Raw genomic sequence first — 16,213 nt, 5'->3', positions numbered from 1 at the left:
TTTAGAGACCAAATTGGCTGAGATCGATCCCATCTAAAGGATCAGACTCACGCCCTTCTTCCACGGCTTCTTCCACTTCACATAGCGTCACCGTGGCGCCTGTTGAATCGGAAATGATGCTCATCAAACCAAATTCTGAAGCAAATGGCTCACGAATTACTTCTCCTCCGTATTCCTTTGCCTTCCGCACTGCTTCATCCATATTGGAGACCCCGAGATAGGTCTGCCAAAAACTGGGCACCTGAGGAGGAAATTGCCCTTCTGCATTGAAAATCCCAGCGAAAGCGCCCCCGTCAGTCTCCGCTGTGGTGTACTCAAAATTATGATCCGAGTCCATCGTAGCTGTGGTCCAGTTGAACAGGGAGGGGTAAAATTCCACCACTTTGGCATAGTTCGTTGTACACGTTAATTCATGCCAAACTGGCGTTCCTGGTTCACCAGCTGCAATAAAAGCATCTTCCCCAGCAGGCTGAATTAATCCAAAAAGCGCACCTGAATTGTCCACGACAATGGACATGAGACCGAGCCGTACTTCCATTGGCTCTGCGAGCACACGGCCACCTAGCTTTTCGACGCTCTCACAATCAGTGTGAATGTCATCAGTCAGAAAGTAGGTCACCCAGGTATCAGCTTGCTGCTGATCCTCTGGTCTTTTAATAAATCCTGCGACTGGGAGGCCTTGTACCCGTGCCAGATAGTAATCCTGGCCGAATTCTTCAATCTCCCATCCCAATACCTGCGCATAGAAGTATGTTGATTTACGCAAGTCACTGGATGTCAGATCAATCCAATATGGCATTCCTGATGCAGCTTGGAAAGCTGGCATTAAACGTTCCTCCATACTTCCGGGTCAAAATCATCATCGGCTGTCTTTTCATCAAAGTAGTCGTCTTCTTCAGCCGTGGTTTTAACGCGAGCGCAGAGAGTTCCTACGCAGACCACATCTCCGTCGCTAAGCTTCTTGCCACGACGAGTATCCACGGCACCGTTGACCGTGACCTCGCCGTTCGCAATAACTTCCTTTGCAATGCCGCCAGTCTCTACGAGACTGGCGAGCTTAATAAATTGACCTAGTTTGATCTCTTGGTCACGAATGGTGACATCCTGCGCGTGCATGATGCTTAGTCTATCGTGCGGCCCACCACCTAGTGGTTTTGGGCAAAGCGCACTGCTGTACCGGTCGCAGAAACCATCATCATTCCGTTATCTGAGCCGAGAGTTTGATAGTCAATATCCACGCCCACTACGCCTTCAGCACCAAGCTCGATGGCACGCTGCACCATCTCCGCCAAAGCTTGTTCACGCGCGTTTTTCACTTCACCTTCATAGGCCTGGCTTCTGCCACCCACCAGGTTTCTAAAACCAGCAGTAATATCTTTGAACACGTTGATACCGACGATGGTTTCTCCCGCCACTACCCGGACGTACTCAGAAATTTCCCGGCCAGAAACAACACTGGTCGTAGTAACAATCATGATGTCTCCCAACTTGTCATACTGAAACGAAAAAGCACCCTTAGTCTACTTTTATTGCACGATCCCCGTAATCCCCTCAAAGACCATAACTGCAGCGATAATCACGAATAATGTGCCAGCAATCATGTCCAGCCAGAGACCATTTCTTAACAATTTTTCTGCCAGCACCCGCACCATCACTGCAAAGCTAATAAACCAGCACAGGCCAATCGTGATCAGAAAGACTGCAATAAAGATAGTCCAGGCAACACTCATATCTGAATGAAGAAACTGCGCAAATACTGACGCAAAAAACACTAATGCTTTGGGATTGGATAGGTTGGTTGCCATTCCAGTTTTTAGTGCATGAAACGGCGTCAAAGCTCCATTGTCCTGCTGCAGACTGTTCACAATCATGTCCGGTGAAGGCCCATGTTTATGGTCCCGCATCTCCTGAATACCGGATTTCAATGAGCTAAATCCGATCCAGGCAATATAGCAGCCTCCGATGATCTGTACGAGACGCATGAGAACAGGTTGTGCCATGAAGACCGTGGATAGTCCCATAAGGGAAGCAACAATCCATATGGTGCTTCCCATCATGATCCCTATGGCACACCAGATGCCAGCACGGCGGTCTTTTGTCCCCACCCGAATAACCTGAAGAAGCAGGTCCGGGCCAGGCAGAATCAGCACGCATATCCATACAACAAAAAGCGCACCAAGTTCCCCTATCGTCACGTTTCCTCCTCTTAAACGATTTGGTCGCGTGGAGTAATGACCATCCGATCAATGTTCATATGTTCGGGGACTGAAGCTACCCACCTGATGGACTCGGCAATATCCTCTGCAGTGAGATTGAGCTTATCTGCATAAACTGCATCAGCTTTAGCCTGATCACCGTGGAAACGGATGAGTGAAAAGTCTGTTTTAACTCGTCCTGGATTAATTTCTGTTACTCGTAAATTACGCTGGGCAAATTCGATGCGCATTACTTTAATTAACAGCAGTAACGTCAAACTTTGCTGCGTTATAACCCGCGCCACCTGCATAAGGGGCGATACCCGCAATAGAACTAACATTTATGATCTGTGCGCCGTCATGAAGCACGTCAAGAAGAGCACGAGTGACTCGGAGTGTACCGAGTACGTTAGTTTCATACATCCATTGCCAGTCTGCAATCGATGCCTCCGCTATAGGATCCAAGCCAAGCGCACCTCCAGCATTGTTGACAAGAAGATGGCATTCTTGAATGCGGGAAGCAAAATGAGCAACTGACTCATCACTAGTCACATCTAGTTGTATGGCTTCACCGCTAATCTCCGCTGCGATACGGTTCAGTCTGTCCATCCGGCGTGCCGCCACAATGACGTGCCAGCCATCGGCAGCTAACGCCCTAGCTGTGGCTTCACCAATCCCAGAAGAGCCCCCAGTCACGATTGCGGTCTTTGTCATGCCACCACTCCTTTGCGCAGATCATCGTCGAGTAATTTCGATGCCCCCACCGGTCTGTCATCGATCATGCCAATAGCTTGACTTAGCGCATAACACGTCGTTGGACCGATAAACGTAAATCCGGCTTTCTTCAGCGCTTGCGCTAAGGCTTTTGAGTCATGAGAAACCGTGGGAGTATCTGCTAGCGTAGCTGGCGGTTGATGGTCTTTAGGGGCGAATCCCCAAATAAAAGCGTCTAATCCTCCGGACTCCCGCAAGGCAATCGTCGCGCGAGCATTAGTTACCACGGCTTCAATCTTGCGTCGATTTCTGATAATTCCAGTGCATCCTAGTAAACGAACAACATCGCCCTTCGTAAAGCGAGCAACCGTATCCGCATCAAAATTATAAAATTCTGTGCGAAAAGCATCGCGTTTGCGCAACACGGTTGCCCAACTGAGACCAGATTGGAATGCTTCTAACGATAATCGCTCTAATAAGCCTGATTCTGTGTGAACAGGTTTTCCCCATTCATAGTCGTAATATTCTTTGAGCAATGGATCTTTTGCGGCCCATTCAGGGCGTACTCGTCCGTCTTCACCTACAACGAGCCCCTTTGCACGTACAGCGCTTGTGTTCAATGGTTTCAGTGCATTGCTGGTATTCATGTGGCCACTCTATAAACGCGCTATGACACTCATCCCCCTTCCCACCCCTTCAGCCAGTTAACAGGGCGAAGAACTACAGTTCTACCTGCCTAAACGTCATATTGATTCGCCCCTTTTCAAGTCCGCAGTTATCCGGGACAGTGGCGTCGTCGATACGCTTAATACCGTGAAATATCTTCCTTGAAGGACCACCAAATACAAGTGCATCGCCGCTTAATAACAGTATGTCTTGCCAGGGTTTATTCCGATTTCCCGAGTTACCTGCTCGAAACACCGCCGTGGCCCCTATGGATAGGGAAACAACCGGGGCCGAGGACTCCTCGAAAGCATCTTGGTGCAGCCCCATCCCCGAACCTGGCGGATAGTAATTCACGAGTGCAGCATCGATACGATAATGAGAAGCCCACGGTGCCAGGGAGGAGTCCAGACAAGCTGCTTGTTTCATGGCTTCATATGCTTGGGCCAAAAAGCTGTCTGGGATAGCGGGCACATTCTGCCCCTGCCATTCCGATACATACTGATGAGAGCTATATTCCCAGTGTTTTCCCAACGACATAAGATGTGCACTCATCGTCCCTGTCTTCCACTGCTGCTGATGCATTGCCAAAGGAGTATGAGCTAATCGACGCGCAACCGCACGCGCTTTCCCCACAATTGCGCGCTGTTCTGCGAGCGAGAGAAAACCTGGAAGATGCACAACGCCAGGCCTGATGACCTGCGGAGATCTAGGTACGGGATAAGAATCGAAAAGCGTAGGCACCCACCCAAATGTAGTAGCAATGTCAAACGCAGTTTTTAGAATCGTGCACATGAACTTTGATCCTCTAAACCACAGCACTTTGAATGATCTCCGCAACCAAAAATGGCACCTTCCGGTATCTGCGGAGATTAGAGAGCACACCGACCGAACCGCAGAGTTGGTATATAACTACAACCACACACGACCATCAGATTCGAAGCGACTCAAAGAGCTGCTCAAGCGCATATTGAGTCCCCAATCTTCGTATTGCACGATTAAACAGCCGATGACCATTGAATATGGGTGCAACACCACCGTGGGCAAAGATGTCTTTATTAATTACAATGTGACGATCCTTGATACCGCTGAAGTAACCATTGGTGCCCATGCCGTGATCGGGCCCAACTGCCAGCTCATCACAGTTACGCATCCCGTTGATGATGCAGAAATGCGGGCAGGTGGCTGGGAAATAGCTCACCCCATTGTCATAGGCGATCACGCGTGGTTAGGTGCGGGAGTGATCGTGCTACCAGGTGTTTCAATCGGACAACATGCGGTTATCGGGGATGGCAGCATTGTTTCTAAAGACATCCCTGATTACGCCATTGCTATGGGACAACCCGCTCGTGTTGTCAGAATGCCCTCGGAGTCTTGTTATGAACGATCGGAATTAGCCGTAGGTCTCCCGGTCCAGGGACTCACATCGGCGGTAAGAACCGATGATGCCACGCAGTAGCATGTATCCCACTATGACTTTCTTTGATCTCGATTCCATTGGCAACGGACTTCCAGTTATGGGTTCGATTTCCGCGATAGAATCGGCTTTGCTCTCTTCTGGTGCTGTCATAATCCAAGCTCCACCGGGTACGGGAAAAACTACAGTCGTTCCGCCGCTGATTGCCAATATTCTGCATAAAAGCAGGTCTCAGAGCCAGGGAAAAGTAATTGTAGTGGTGCCCCGTCGCGTCGCTGTCCGCGCGGCTGCCCATCGGCTCAGGTTCCTCGATGGTGCACGCGAAAAGAGCTCTCGCGTGGGCTTCAGCATACGAGGCGAGTCTCAACGCGGCACACTCGTAGAGTTTGTTACTCCAGGTGTACTGCTGCGCCGCCTTATGTCCAATCCGGAGTTACCAGGAGTTTCAGCAGTCATTGTGGACGAGGTTCATGAACGACAGCTGGATACCGATGTAGTTCTAGGCATGCTCATTGAACTCCGAGAGCTGCGTCCCGATTTATTCCTCACAGTTATGTCTGCAACTGTAGATGCACACAATTTTTCACGTCTTGTCGGCTCAGCCCCCATTGTGACAGTGGAGGCAATCACACACCCCGTGAACATAGAGTATCTTCCTGCGCCAGGACGCTCGGAGTTCAGTCGGGACTACATCCGCCATCTAGCCTCAGTCACCGCACACGCTGTGTCTCAGTCAGAACATTCCGCGCTCGTCTTTGTACCCGGTGTCCGTGAAGTTTCCTCAGTATGCGCTGCGTTAGAAGCCGCTACCTCCATCAAGGTTCTCCCCCTGCATGGACAACTCGGAAGCGCCGAACAAGAAGTTGCGCTTTACCCCGCTGAACAGCGAATAGTCGTATCCACTTCTATCGCAGAAAGCTCTCTTACCGTCCCCGGCGTGAGAATCGTCGTTGATGCAGGGCTTTCTCGTATCCCTAAACGAGATGCGGGAAGAGGAATGAACGGACTAGTCACGGTAAGCACTAGTCAATCTTCTGCAGACCAGAGGGCTGGCCGTGCCGGGCGTGAAGGCCCAGGTAGCGTACTGCGGTGTTATTCAGCCCAAGAGTTCTCCCGCTTTAGTTCTCATGCCTCGCCAGAAATATCTTCCGCCGATCTCACTCAAACAGCCTTATTCTTAGCTAGCTGGGGCGCCCCAGGCGGCGAGGGATTCCCACTGCTTACCGCTCCACCGACAGCAGCAATGGAGCAAGCACAGGGCACTCTTATTCGATTAGGAGCTTTGGATGATTCAGGGCATTGCACAGAACTTGGGCGTACATTAACAACGCTCCCCACCGACCCACGGCTCGGACGATCGCTCCTGGAGTACGGTGTTTCAGCAATCCCCACTGTCGCCGCCTTAGGCGCACATATTCGAGGCGATGTTTCCAAAGAAATTCAGAGTCTCAACGGGCAGCGCCACTATGAGTCAGAGAAAACTAGATTAGAAAAACTCCTTTCGCACAGATGCAGAGGCTCTTCTCCCGAAGGACATTCCTGCCAAGAAAAGTCCGCCTCCGTGGTTTCTCCTGGAGAAGCCATTGGGCGTGCTTTCCCAGAGAATATTGCTCGGGCAGAGGGCGAATCATATTTATTGGCCAAAGGTACAAGGGCGATTCTCCGCAATATCCCATCGTTATCAGGCGCGCCATGGCTGGCTATCGCGGAAGTCGCTTTGCCGCAAGGGGCCCAAAACCATGCGGTTATTCATACGGCGGCTGCTATCGATAAGGACACCGCACTAGAGATCATTGGCACGTCCGAAGAGGTCACAGCCACGTTCGCTGAAGGAAAACTACGAGGGACCCGCGTGACTCGAGCGGGTGCCATCGTACTCAACTCAACGCCTTGCGCTTTGGAAGGAGAATCCGCGCGAAAAGCTCTTGCAGAGGTCATTCAATCACGCGGATTGACCCTTTTTAATTTTTCAGAGAAAGCTTTGGACCTGAAGAATCGGCTTCGCCACGTATTCGATTGTTACGGAGCCCCGTGGCCTGATGTCGATTCCATCACCACGGAAGAATGGCTCACTCCAGAGATCGATCTTCTTTTAGCAGGGACGACCATCACCAAAGTCGATATGTATCCAGCACTCCAACGGCTGCTCCCGTGGCCTGAGGCCGCTCAGTTAGAGGAATTAGTGTCTAGTGCCCTGCACGTTCCCAGCGGACGTAGCGTCAGCATTGATTACTCCGACGATCGACCTAAGATCAGCGTCAAACTGCAAGAATGTTTTGGACTGCAGGACTCTCCCCTATTATCTGCGGGAAACCATTGCAATTCCACCTTTTATCTCCGGCTGGTAGACCGCTGGCTGTCACCGATGACTTGCGCAGTTTCTGGAGTGGTCCCTACCGCCACGTCCGCTCAGAGATGCGAGGACGTTACCCCAAGCATCCCTGGCCAGAAGACCCAACAACAGCGTTAGCCACAGGAAAAACTAAAAAAGCGCTCTCATGAACTGGGATTCAACGGGCTTATCCTAGTGGCGGAGGAGGAACTGGCGCACCTTGTGGCGGGGCTATGCGGGGATAAGCGTCAATGTTCTGACGACCTGCATCCCGACCTGTATCCGCTGAACCGAATCCGCCTGAACGATGCGGAGCGGGATCCCAGTTCCTTTCGACGAGCTTTTTCTGCGACCACAGTCCATGCCCAAGAATTGCGATACCGATGAGAACGATCAGGATAAGCCCCACGGTCTTTCCACTGTGGGCCGCTCCACCGATAAGTATTCCGAACCATCCAAAGTCTGCATCACCAAAGGTGGTGTTTGCTTCCCCAAAGGTGCCAAGGACCCCAAGAAGGAAAGCCGGAAGGAAGGTGATGAGCAGTCCGTTAACAAATGCACCGCATAGCGCGCCTCTGTGCGACCACCGGTGGCATTGCCATAAACGCCTGCCGCGCCACCAGTGAAAAAATGTGGAACTAGGCCGGGGAGAATCAGGGCCACCCCGAATACTGGATTCAACCAGGCAGAAAGCACTGCTAATCCAACAAGGCCTCCAACAAAAGAAGAGATAAACCCTATAAGGACAGCATTTTGGGCATAAGGGAACACAATAGGGCAATCCAGCGCAGGGATTGCGCCGAGGACTACTTTTTCTGCAATTCCTTGGAACGCAGGGACCAGCTCTCCCAGGATGGTACGCACGCCAAAGAGAATCACGGCTACTGCTACGCCAAATTGTAGGCCCTGGGTCACCGACTGCATAAGGTAATTTCCGACGCCTGTCGCACCTCCGGTAAAGGCCGTGAAAGCCTCGGTTTGACCAGCCCTAAGGATAAAAAGCACTGCTAGAACTACATACATCAGCGCCATCGATAGTGCAGTAGCGACCATGGAGTCGCGTAGGAATCTGAGTCCTTCAGGTAGTTTCATTTCTTCGGTGGAAGGGCTGGCTTTCTTTCCTTTGCCTCCCACCAGCTTGCCCACGGCACCTGCGGCCACGTAGCCGGAAGTGCCAAAGTGGCCAATCGCCACTGAGTCGTCACCCGTGATCCGACGAGTCCATGGATGCGCGATGGCGGGGAGGGAAACCATCAAAATGCCAAGAAGAACAGCACCGACGATGATAACCACCCATGGGTCAAAACCAGCAGTGGCCATCACTATGGTCAACAGCGTCGCCATAAAAAGAACATGGTGACCAGTGAGGAAAACATAGCGTAGTGGTGTAAAACGCGCCAACACCAGGGACACCGCGTATCCCAGGATCATGAGCCACGCTACCTGACTGCCATAGTGTTCCTGAGCAATTCCAACGATCGCCTCGTTGGTAGGTACCACTCCGTGCGCCTCGGTAGCCCCCTGGATCATCACTCCTAGTGGTGCTAAGGAAGCAGAGACGAGGCCCGCACCTGCGCCGATGAGAAGAAAACCCAGCGTTGCTTTCAGTGCACCACCAAGAACCTTGCCGGTGCCTCGGCCCAGCGCGCCGAGGCCGACAGCCGTGATGATGCCGATAAGGAATGCTGGAACGGCAAGGATCTCGTTGACAAGAAATTCCGCAATCGAAAGTAGGACGTTCATGTGTGCCTCCGTTAGACGTCGAAAAGCTGACGTAGGGCTGAGTCAATTTCTGCTGGTGAAGTGAAGTTTTGAATAACATAGACCGGCACACCTAGATCACCCAGGGTCGCCGCAATCTCCCCTGAGGTCAAGATGAAATCTGCCTCATGGGCACGCCCTTTTGCAGAAATCGTGTCGGTGGCTTCAACCGAAAAATAGGGGGACCACTTCCAATAATCGAGGACCTGTTCCAGCGTGTTTTTCAGGAACAAAGAGGTCCCCAGGCCATTCCCGCACACCGTGAGTATTTTTCCTTTGGGCGCTGTCGCCTGCGCGCTGGAAAGCCCAGCTGCAACCGTTACCGCGGGATTGACCGCAAAGCTAGCGCCCACGCCATCCCTCACAGCAGACCCCAAAACCTCCCGCAATTCCGCCACAGTCTCCACCCGGTTAAGCGCCTCCCTGCGTTGCTTGTCTCCCAACAACTGCGCCAAATCTTTCATCGCGGCAGTATGTGCGGTATCAGCGTGTGCAGCGAGCGCAACAACCAGGTCAACGGGATCGTTCTTTGGATGGCCAAAGGAAACTGGCTGCTCCAGACGCAGCCAGGAAATCGCAGTCTGTTTCACTGCAGAAGACGGGCGAGCATGGGCGAAGGCAAAGCCGGGTGCCACGACGATGTACGGCCCGTTGACTTCCACGTTGTCAATCATTGATTCGGTGTACGCACCCGCTATAACACCTGTTTTTTTCTAAAAGACCGCCAGCACTGGCAATGGCATCGCGCCAGGTTTCCGCCTTTCCGTGCAGTTCTATTGATTCATCTGCAAGCAGTTCATTGAGCATTGACATCATGACATCCTAAGGATGTTCAGCACTCACATGCGACAGCAGAAGTGCACACTAGAAACCTGATGAGACAATGTATAGCATCTGAGCCTGGCGTCGTCAGTTGCCAATTTCACGCTCTTTGCGCGACCGGCACCATCGGCGCGACCAGCGCAACCGACAAAGACCGGCAAGCCCATAACCTCAAGTCCTATACCCCGCGCACCTGCTGCACTGTCAGGTAGATGCTCATCACAATGACCAGAGTCAAAAGCGCTAGGCGCAGGATCTTGGTTCCACCACCCAACACCGTTTTTGCCCCGAGTTGTGCGCCCGCGATATTCGCCACAGCCAGCACGATTCCCAGGGACCACAAAACATGGCCTGCTGCGATAAATACGAGGAGAGCCCCCAGGTTAGTGGCAGTATTCACCACTTTGGTCAGGGCTGCCGACCGCAGAAAATCTTGAGAGAGCAGCGCGGTAAAAGCCATGATCAGAAACATTCCGGTACCGGGCCCAAAGAGGCCGTCGTAAAGCGCAATGGCCCCGGTCGCTACAACGGCAAGTCCGCGCCGCCTAGCGCTCGCGGTTTGTGTGGGTCCGCCCTGCCCAAATTCTGGTTTGAGGGCAACAAAAATCCCGGCTACCAGCATAAGTACGATCACGATCGGACGCATCACGTCTTTGCTTATCGACGCCGCCAGCAACGCCCCGCCCGCCGAACTCAGGGCCGCGACAGGCACAAGCCGCAACACCAGCGAGCGATCAACTCCCACTTTCCTCACCATTGTCACTGCGGCTGAGGCGGTTCCGCTCACGGCCACAAACTTATTGGTAGCGATGGCAACAACCGGGGCAAGTCCCGGCGCGACGGCCATGATAAGCGGGATGAGCACTAGCCCTCCGCCACCAATCATCGCGTCAACCCACCCGGCTATTCCGGCACCAGCGATCAAGATCCCCCAGCCGCTCACAGTAATGTCCACTGTTGCCTCCGATTATTGATGGCTGCCAATTTCATCAGAAGATATTACGCTCGGTAATAGTCAAAAGTGATCTATTTCAGAGGTCCTTGTGAACCGGAGGAATGTCCATGAAGAAGCTCTTCCCGTAGCATTATCCGCAGTAGTTCTCTTTGGCGCGAGCGCGTGCGCGAATACTCAACCGCCACAGCCCACGTCTACAGCCGCCGATGCCTCACGCACATCCGCAACAACGTCCCCCCTGACAACCCAGCAGACCCAACAGCCAGCAACTCAACAACCAACAACCCAGCAGCCCAAGCCTGCGCCGAGTCCGCCGTCGCCACGCCCTACCCCGCGACCGGATCTAGCTGCTACTCCGATCCCGGCTGGGGGCTATCTTCTGCCGTTGGATAAGGAAGTAACTCTTGCTTGCGTGGTTGATTATCCGGCAGGTGTCATTGCCGATTGCTCCCCCACCACCTATGCGATTACGTGGAAAGCTACGAGCGGAAATCATCCGCAGGCCAATAGGATCAAAGCCACATTTTCACCGTTGACGCTGAGCGCTACTGGCGATGGTGCAGCTGTCGACGGCAGCACGTTTAAGCGTCTCGACGCCGGCAAGAAGTACTCCGTCGACGCAGTCATCATCGATCTGACGGCACCCGGCAGCGTGACAATACGGGAGCATCGGGGCCCTGGAGTCCGGATTACCCGCGACTCTTTTGAAGAAGTCTCAGCTTCAAGGTAGTGCCACAGGCCACAGGTGGGATTAAAGTCGAGTGCATTCTAAGAGAGGAGCACTCGACGCATGAGGAGATTCATTACGGATAAGGGCCTGGTTCTCTGCTGGTCTGTGGTGGCACCTGTGTCCATTGCGTTTGGTTTCCTCTTTGCTTTTCTCCATGTCCCTGCTGCGTGGATTCTTGCAGCTATTGCGGCTTCTGGTACGTCGGCTCTTATCACGGGCAAAGAGTTACCGATGAACCGCCATTTGTTTAATTTTGCTCGCGGTTTTATCGGTGTCCTCGCAGCTCTGCCGCTGTTATCTACGCAATTGAGCCAACTCGCTCACTTTGTCTTACCCAGTATCGCGGTGACCATTGTGACGTTGGCAATTGGCATCGGCGGCGGGCTATTATTAGCCCGCAAAGAACCCGAGATTAGCCAGGAAACTGGAGTGCTCTCCATGTTGGCCGGCGGAGCCTCTATTATGCCGATCCTGGCTAAAGACCTAGGCGCCGACTATCGCTACGTCACTCTCAGCCAGTATCTGCGCCTTCTCACAGTCTCGATCTCCCTTCCTTTGATAACCCATCTCTTCTCGCATACGCCCGCCAGTCATGCTGTGTCTGAAGCAGCGCAGTCACAACCATGGTGGGCGCTGCTCATCGTGGTTGTTATCGCTTTGGTTGGCCATCGGGTGGGTAAGTTTTTAAGGCTGCCGGCAGCATCGATCCTGGGACCGATGCTTCTGGTGGTCATAGTTGGATTGTTTATCCCGCATGACGTGAGTCTTGCACCACCCGAGACAGTGCGCTATTTCGCTTTTCTCTCTATCGGGTGGATCTGTGGCGGTTCGCTTTCTTTAGCCGCGCTCAAAGCATTCGCCGCTCAGCTTCCATCCACCATTCTCTTTGTGGTTGTGCTGATAGCAGGCTGCGCACTGACCGCATGGCCTCTCATGTCTGTACTGCACGTCTCCTACTTTGAGGCGTATTTGGCCACCAGCCCGGGTGCTTTGGAAACCGTGCTTGCGCTCTCCAGCGAAGGTGGCGCGGGGTCGGTGGTCGTGGCTACTCAGGTCATCCGAATCGTAAGTGTTCTTGCATTAGCCGGGTGGATACCCGCTCTTATCGCTCTGCTGCAACGGAAAAAATCCTAAGGCGTCGCATCGCAATCATCAGTCTGTTCCGACTCCCACTGCCGCTTCTGCTCTTCAGATTTCTTGTGATTACGGATCGCCATGATGCCTACAAAGACAGCAATCACCAAGGGGATCCACACTTTTTTATACTCAAGAAGAAACATAACCCACCATGGGAGTTCAATATGAGGAAATTCCCAGTCCGGGAACTGCACCACGGGAAGCGTGATCTGCGGAAACCGTGGAACAGGAAGCTCGATTGAGGGGAGTTCCGGAAGATCAAAGAAGTCCCAGTCGGGCAACAACTCCAAGAGTTTTTTCACGATCCTGCTCATGATTGGTCCCAGAACGATCACGGCAATTGCCCAACCGCTCTTTCCTAGACCCGCCATCATGGGGAAAAGAATTCGCTTTATGCTGCTTTCTTCCATCGCCTGGTGGCGCTTATGCCCCCGAGTCCCCACGGGTGGGGTGAATTCTATGACTTGGCTTCCTTCGCGATACTCAATGCCCAGAATCTCGTTGAATATAGTGGACTGTACGTAAAGGTGAGGCTTTTTCCGGTTTACTTTTGCCATAGCCGGCATGGTTAAAGAATTGTCTACGGATTTGTTCAAAGCTATTCGGCCCGAGGGGACGTCGTTAAGCCGGCACCATGTCTCGCCGTTCACCTTAATGTGCAACCGGACCGGGGGATTATGGATAAGCGCTTCTATGCGTTCCTTGAATCCAGCGTTGGGACCAACGTGGCGGATTTCTTTTTCGGAGGGTTCCTCGGGCCAGTCCGGATCGGCCGCCCGAAACTCCGCGTCATAACCGCGTTCCACGCTGATAAGCCCCAGTTCAGGGTGCTCAAAAGACCATATCTCCATCAGTCTTCCTCCCCCAAGGAACGCAGCCCCTGAGGGGCTCCGAGGGCACCGCCTACAAACGCGAAGATCACCATGATGGGAAGGTAGATCCAGGTCCCCGCATTAAAGTACATCTGCATGTCCAAGAAGTACGCAACCCCAACCAGCAACGGAAAGCTAGCTGTAAAGCGAAAGGTTTTTGCGTCTATAAAACCAAAAATCAACGCCGCCAGCAGCAATGTCACGAGTATGACACCACCGCCGGCAAAAAGATGAAGCAGCGGCGGCATCAGAAGAATCATGAGCAAAAAAGCCACGATCATTCCGTAGCTCCAAGGCTTGCGCGAACTTTTCTTTGAGTGCTCTTTGTCCATGATCCCTTCTTAAGGGTTAATTTTGCTCATGAGATCGTGCATAGCAGCAAGGTCCTGGTGATCGAGTCTGAGGGTCTCCATGAGCTCCTCCTGCATGTCATCAGCACGAGGTTTGAGGCGTTTGCCCTTAGCGGTCAGGAAAATGCGCAGTCTTCGGTAGTCCTCTTTTTCATGCTGGCGTCGGACAAAGCCGTTATCCTCCATACGCTGCAACAGAGGAGACAGGGTGCCGCTGTCCAGATTGAGCGGATCGGCAAGCTGGCCAATCGACCTGCCATCGCGTTCCCATAGGCAGACGAGAACCAAGTACTGCGGGTAGGTAATGCCCCAATCGTCAAGATAAGGGCGATATATACGCTGCATCAGGCGGGATGCCGTGTACAGCTGAAAGCAGATGAGTTCATCGAGCGAGTGATCTTTGGCCATGCACTAATTATATTGTGCGCAATTAAATTACGCCAAGCTTAATTATTTAAACCCACCATAAATCCTCCGCGGCAGATCCGCAGTAGATCCACAGCAGAGGACTCTACATTAGCCTTGGAGTACTTGTGCACCGAGAATAGACATGGGGATTGATCCATAAGATAACGCACGAGTATGGAATTTCTTGAGAGTCTGCCCCTGAGCTACCGCACGGTCGCGCAGCTGTTGCCACAAGCGCTGCCCCAAAGCATAGGAAGGAGCCTGGCCGGGCCAGCCTAGATAGCGATCCAGCTCAAAGGCAAGATTGCGCTCGTCCATGGCGGAGTTCTCACGCAAAAAGAATTTTGCGTACGACGCATCCCAGACACTCGTTCCCTCCGGGGTCCGCTTTCCCAGATGGATCCCGATATCTAAGACAACACGCGCTGCACGGAGGCGCTGCGCATCCAACATTCCCATCCGCGTGCCTAGGTCATCGTGGTAACCCAAGTCCGCCATCAGCTGCTCGGCATAAAGCGCCCAGCCTTCGCCGTGGCCCGAGTTCCAACAGGCTATCCTGCGCCAAAGATTGAGGTTCTCACGCTCACAAACCGCCTGACCGCACTGAAGATGATGCCCAGGGACGGACTCGTGGAAAACGGTGGTCAGCTCTTGCCATGTGTGAAAAGTAGTTTGTCCCGCCGGAACAGACCACCACATGCGGCCTGGACGAGAGAAGTCATCCGATGGCGGGGTATAGAAAATGCCACCGGTACCTGCAGGGTCAATGCAGGCTTCCAGGGTCTGTACTGGCTGCGGAATATCAAAGTGAACGCCATTGAGCTGGGTGATAGTGTTATCCGCCCGCTCCTGCATCCATTCCCGCAGCGCATCAGTACCCGTGATGGTATAGCGAGGCTCAGCATCCAGTTTCTTCATGGCGGCAGCAACGGAGGTCCCCGCTCCATAGAGTTCCTCGGAGATGCTTTGTTGTTCGGCCACTATCTCTTGTAGACGATCAAGGCCCCACTCGTAGGCGTCGTCAAGATCTACAACATCGCCCACAAATAAGTGACTAAAGCGCTCGTACCGCTCCCGACCCACCGCATCGTTGTGAGGCGCATGCGGTGCTAATTGATCGCTCAACCACTCAGCCATAGAGCCAAAGGATTTCTTTGCAGACGTCACAGCGGCAGAATGAGGGTCTACTCCCAGCTGATCGAGCATGGAACCTGGTTGGGTAAGCTCACGGCACTGACCAATAACGGCCTCAATCTGACGAATCGCCGCCACTTTTCCGTGAGAGGCCGCCACAGTCAAAGACTCCCGGTATCCCGCGAGCGCCTTGCCCACCTGCGACAAACGAGACGCAATGGCTTCCCGCTGTTCCTCGGTATCCTGCGGCATCAGCAAGAAAGTATCCCTGATGGTCTGAATCGGAGACGCAATATTGTTGAGCTGGCCTAAAAACTCGTCGTTATGGTGCAGCGATAGATCTAGACACACCCGATCTCTCAGCACTGCAGCAGTGACGATATCAACCTCATCAAAATCATCCTCGTCATCGCAATCATCGGTGCCGTCGTCGAGAGCATCAACGTCCGCGAGCATCTCACGGTTACGGTTCGCGACGGCCTCCCAATACGACGGGGAAAAGTCTTGCAGTTCCCCGTCGTGGCCCTCAATGCCCCATGCGGTCGCCTCAGTCGGCGATAACGCAGCAAGATCATGAACAAATGCTTCGCAGGAAGCATCAAGGAGCGAGGGGGTTCGCACGTCCGTATTTCCGTGAGTCATGATTGGCTAGTTTAGCCAGAAGCACGCATTCCTTCCAGCATGTAGTTTTTCGCCCTCATTGGGGAAGAATCCGGGAACATC

14 protein-coding genes and 4 pseudogenes are annotated in these 16,213 nt (G+C 53.0%); 4 read left to right on the top strand and 14 right to left on the bottom strand.

The features are described from left to right. Position 1: 1 nt before the first annotated feature. The 7 genes and pseudogenes from CBE74_RS10330 to CBE74_RS10000 all read right to left on the bottom strand — a co-directional run bounded on the left by CBE74_RS10330 (position 2) and on the right by CBE74_RS10000 (position 4,367). Positions 2–826 carry a VOC family protein gene (locus CBE74_RS10330; RefSeq protein WP_087453152.1) on the bottom strand — a complete coding sequence of 275 codons (825 nt, stop codon included), beginning with the start codon at positions 824–826 and terminating at the stop codon, positions 2–4. Next, a complete protein-coding gene (locus CBE74_RS10315; RefSeq protein WP_087453151.1) occupies positions 826–1,116 on the bottom strand; it encodes an RNA-binding S4 domain-containing protein in 291 nt (96 codons plus the stop codon). The genes CBE74_RS10330 and CBE74_RS10315 overlap by 1 nt, the downstream gene beginning before the upstream one ends. Before the next feature lie 29 nt (positions 1,117–1,145). After that, entirely contained in the window at positions 1,146–1,475 is a 330-nt protein-coding gene (locus CBE74_RS10145; protein ID WP_087453150.1) for a heavy metal-binding domain-containing protein, read from the bottom strand. Between the two features lie 51 nt (positions 1,476–1,526). Then, the gene (locus CBE74_RS10140; RefSeq protein WP_087453149.1) at positions 1,527–2,195 is read right to left on the bottom strand and encodes a LysE family translocator; all 669 of its coding nucleotides are present in this window, start codon (positions 2,193–2,195) and stop codon (positions 1,527–1,529) included. A gap of 11 nt (positions 2,196–2,206) precedes the next feature. Further along, positions 2,207–2,909 (bottom strand): annotated as a pseudogene (locus CBE74_RS10105) (SDR family NAD(P)-dependent oxidoreductase). Continuing rightward, positions 2,906–3,556: a DNA-3-methyladenine glycosylase I gene (locus CBE74_RS10065; RefSeq protein WP_087453148.1), complete on the bottom strand. Its 651-nt coding sequence runs from the start codon at positions 3,554–3,556 to the stop codon at positions 2,906–2,908. Before CBE74_RS10065 ends, CBE74_RS10105 begins: the two are co-directional and overlap by 4 nt. A 73-nt stretch (positions 3,557–3,629) precedes the next feature. Continuing rightward, the gene (locus tag CBE74_RS10000) at positions 3,630–4,367 is read right to left on the bottom strand and encodes an alpha-ketoglutarate-dependent dioxygenase AlkB (protein ID WP_087453147.1); all 738 of its coding nucleotides are present in this window, start codon (positions 4,365–4,367) and stop codon (positions 3,630–3,632) included. Between CBE74_RS10000 and CBE74_RS09990 the strand changes: the two genes are divergently transcribed. Together CBE74_RS09990 and hrpB are read left to right on the top strand one after the other, a co-directional pair. After that, positions 4,366–5,031 (top strand): sugar O-acetyltransferase, encoded by a 666-nt coding sequence (locus CBE74_RS09990; protein WP_225870188.1) that lies wholly within the window; start codon positions 4,366–4,368, stop codon positions 5,029–5,031. The genes CBE74_RS10000 and CBE74_RS09990 overlap by 2 nt on opposite strands. Positions 5,032–5,044: 13 nt before the next feature. Continuing rightward, positions 5,045–7,491: pseudogene (hrpB, locus tag CBE74_RS09945) on the top strand (ATP-dependent helicase HrpB). A 17-nt stretch (positions 7,492–7,508) separates the two neighbouring features. On the opposite strand, the pseudogene CBE74_RS09935 reads toward hrpB, so the two are convergent. The 3 genes and pseudogenes from CBE74_RS09935 to CBE74_RS09915 all read right to left on the bottom strand — a co-directional run bounded on the left by CBE74_RS09935 (position 7,509) and on the right by CBE74_RS09915 (position 10,859). After that, positions 7,509–9,064, bottom strand: a pseudogene (locus CBE74_RS09935) (PTS ascorbate transporter subunit IIC). A gap of 11 nt (positions 9,065–9,075) precedes the next feature. Beyond that, positions 9,076–9,895 (bottom strand): annotated as a pseudogene (locus tag CBE74_RS09920) (PTS sugar transporter subunit IIA). Positions 9,896–10,082: 187 nt separating this feature from the next. Then, positions 10,083–10,859 carry a TSUP family transporter gene (locus CBE74_RS09915; protein ID WP_087453143.1) on the bottom strand — a complete coding sequence of 259 codons (777 nt, stop codon included), beginning with the start codon at positions 10,857–10,859 and terminating at the stop codon, positions 10,083–10,085. Between the two features lie 88 nt (positions 10,860–10,947). On the opposite strand from CBE74_RS09915, the gene CBE74_RS09900 reads away from it, so the two are divergent. After that, positions 10,948–11,589, top strand: coding sequence for a hypothetical protein (locus tag CBE74_RS09900; RefSeq protein WP_171483357.1), 642 nt, complete (start codon positions 10,948–10,950; stop codon positions 11,587–11,589). A gap of 60 nt (positions 11,590–11,649) precedes the next feature. Beyond that, the gene (locus tag CBE74_RS09885) at positions 11,650–12,723 is read left to right on the top strand and encodes an AbrB family transcriptional regulator (RefSeq protein ID WP_087453141.1); all 1,074 of its coding nucleotides are present in this window, start codon (positions 11,650–11,652) and stop codon (positions 12,721–12,723) included. Here CBE74_RS09885 and CBE74_RS09830 read toward each other — a convergent pair. The 4 genes from CBE74_RS09830 to CBE74_RS09610 all read right to left on the bottom strand — a co-directional run bounded on the left by CBE74_RS09830 (position 12,720) and on the right by CBE74_RS09610 (position 16,132). Continuing rightward, positions 12,720–13,577 carry a hypothetical protein gene (locus CBE74_RS09830; protein WP_087453140.1) on the bottom strand — a complete coding sequence of 286 codons (858 nt, stop codon included), beginning with the start codon at positions 13,575–13,577 and terminating at the stop codon, positions 12,720–12,722. The two genes, CBE74_RS09885 and CBE74_RS09830, sit on opposite strands and share 4 nt — an antisense overlap. Then, positions 13,577–13,930: a hypothetical protein gene (locus CBE74_RS09770; protein WP_087453139.1), complete on the bottom strand. Its 354-nt coding sequence runs from the start codon at positions 13,928–13,930 to the stop codon at positions 13,577–13,579. Before CBE74_RS09770 ends, CBE74_RS09830 begins: the two co-directional genes overlap by 1 nt. A 9-nt stretch (positions 13,931–13,939) precedes the next feature. Continuing rightward, a complete protein-coding gene (locus CBE74_RS09630; protein WP_087453138.1) occupies positions 13,940–14,356 on the bottom strand; it encodes a MarR family winged helix-turn-helix transcriptional regulator in 417 nt (138 codons plus the stop codon). A 108-nt stretch (positions 14,357–14,464) separates the two neighbouring features. Next, the gene (locus tag CBE74_RS09610; RefSeq protein ID WP_087453137.1) at positions 14,465–16,132 is read right to left on the bottom strand and encodes a DUF885 domain-containing protein; all 1,668 of its coding nucleotides are present in this window, start codon (positions 16,130–16,132) and stop codon (positions 14,465–14,467) included. Between the last annotated feature and the right edge of the window lie 81 nt (positions 16,133–16,213).

This window comes from Corynebacterium silvaticum, from assembly GCF_002162115.2.
Lineage (GTDB): Bacteria > Actinomycetota > Actinomycetes > Mycobacteriales > Mycobacteriaceae > Corynebacterium > Corynebacterium silvaticum.
Note: the sequence above shows the minus strand (reverse complement) of the source record. Positions and strands in the feature narration are given on the sequence as shown.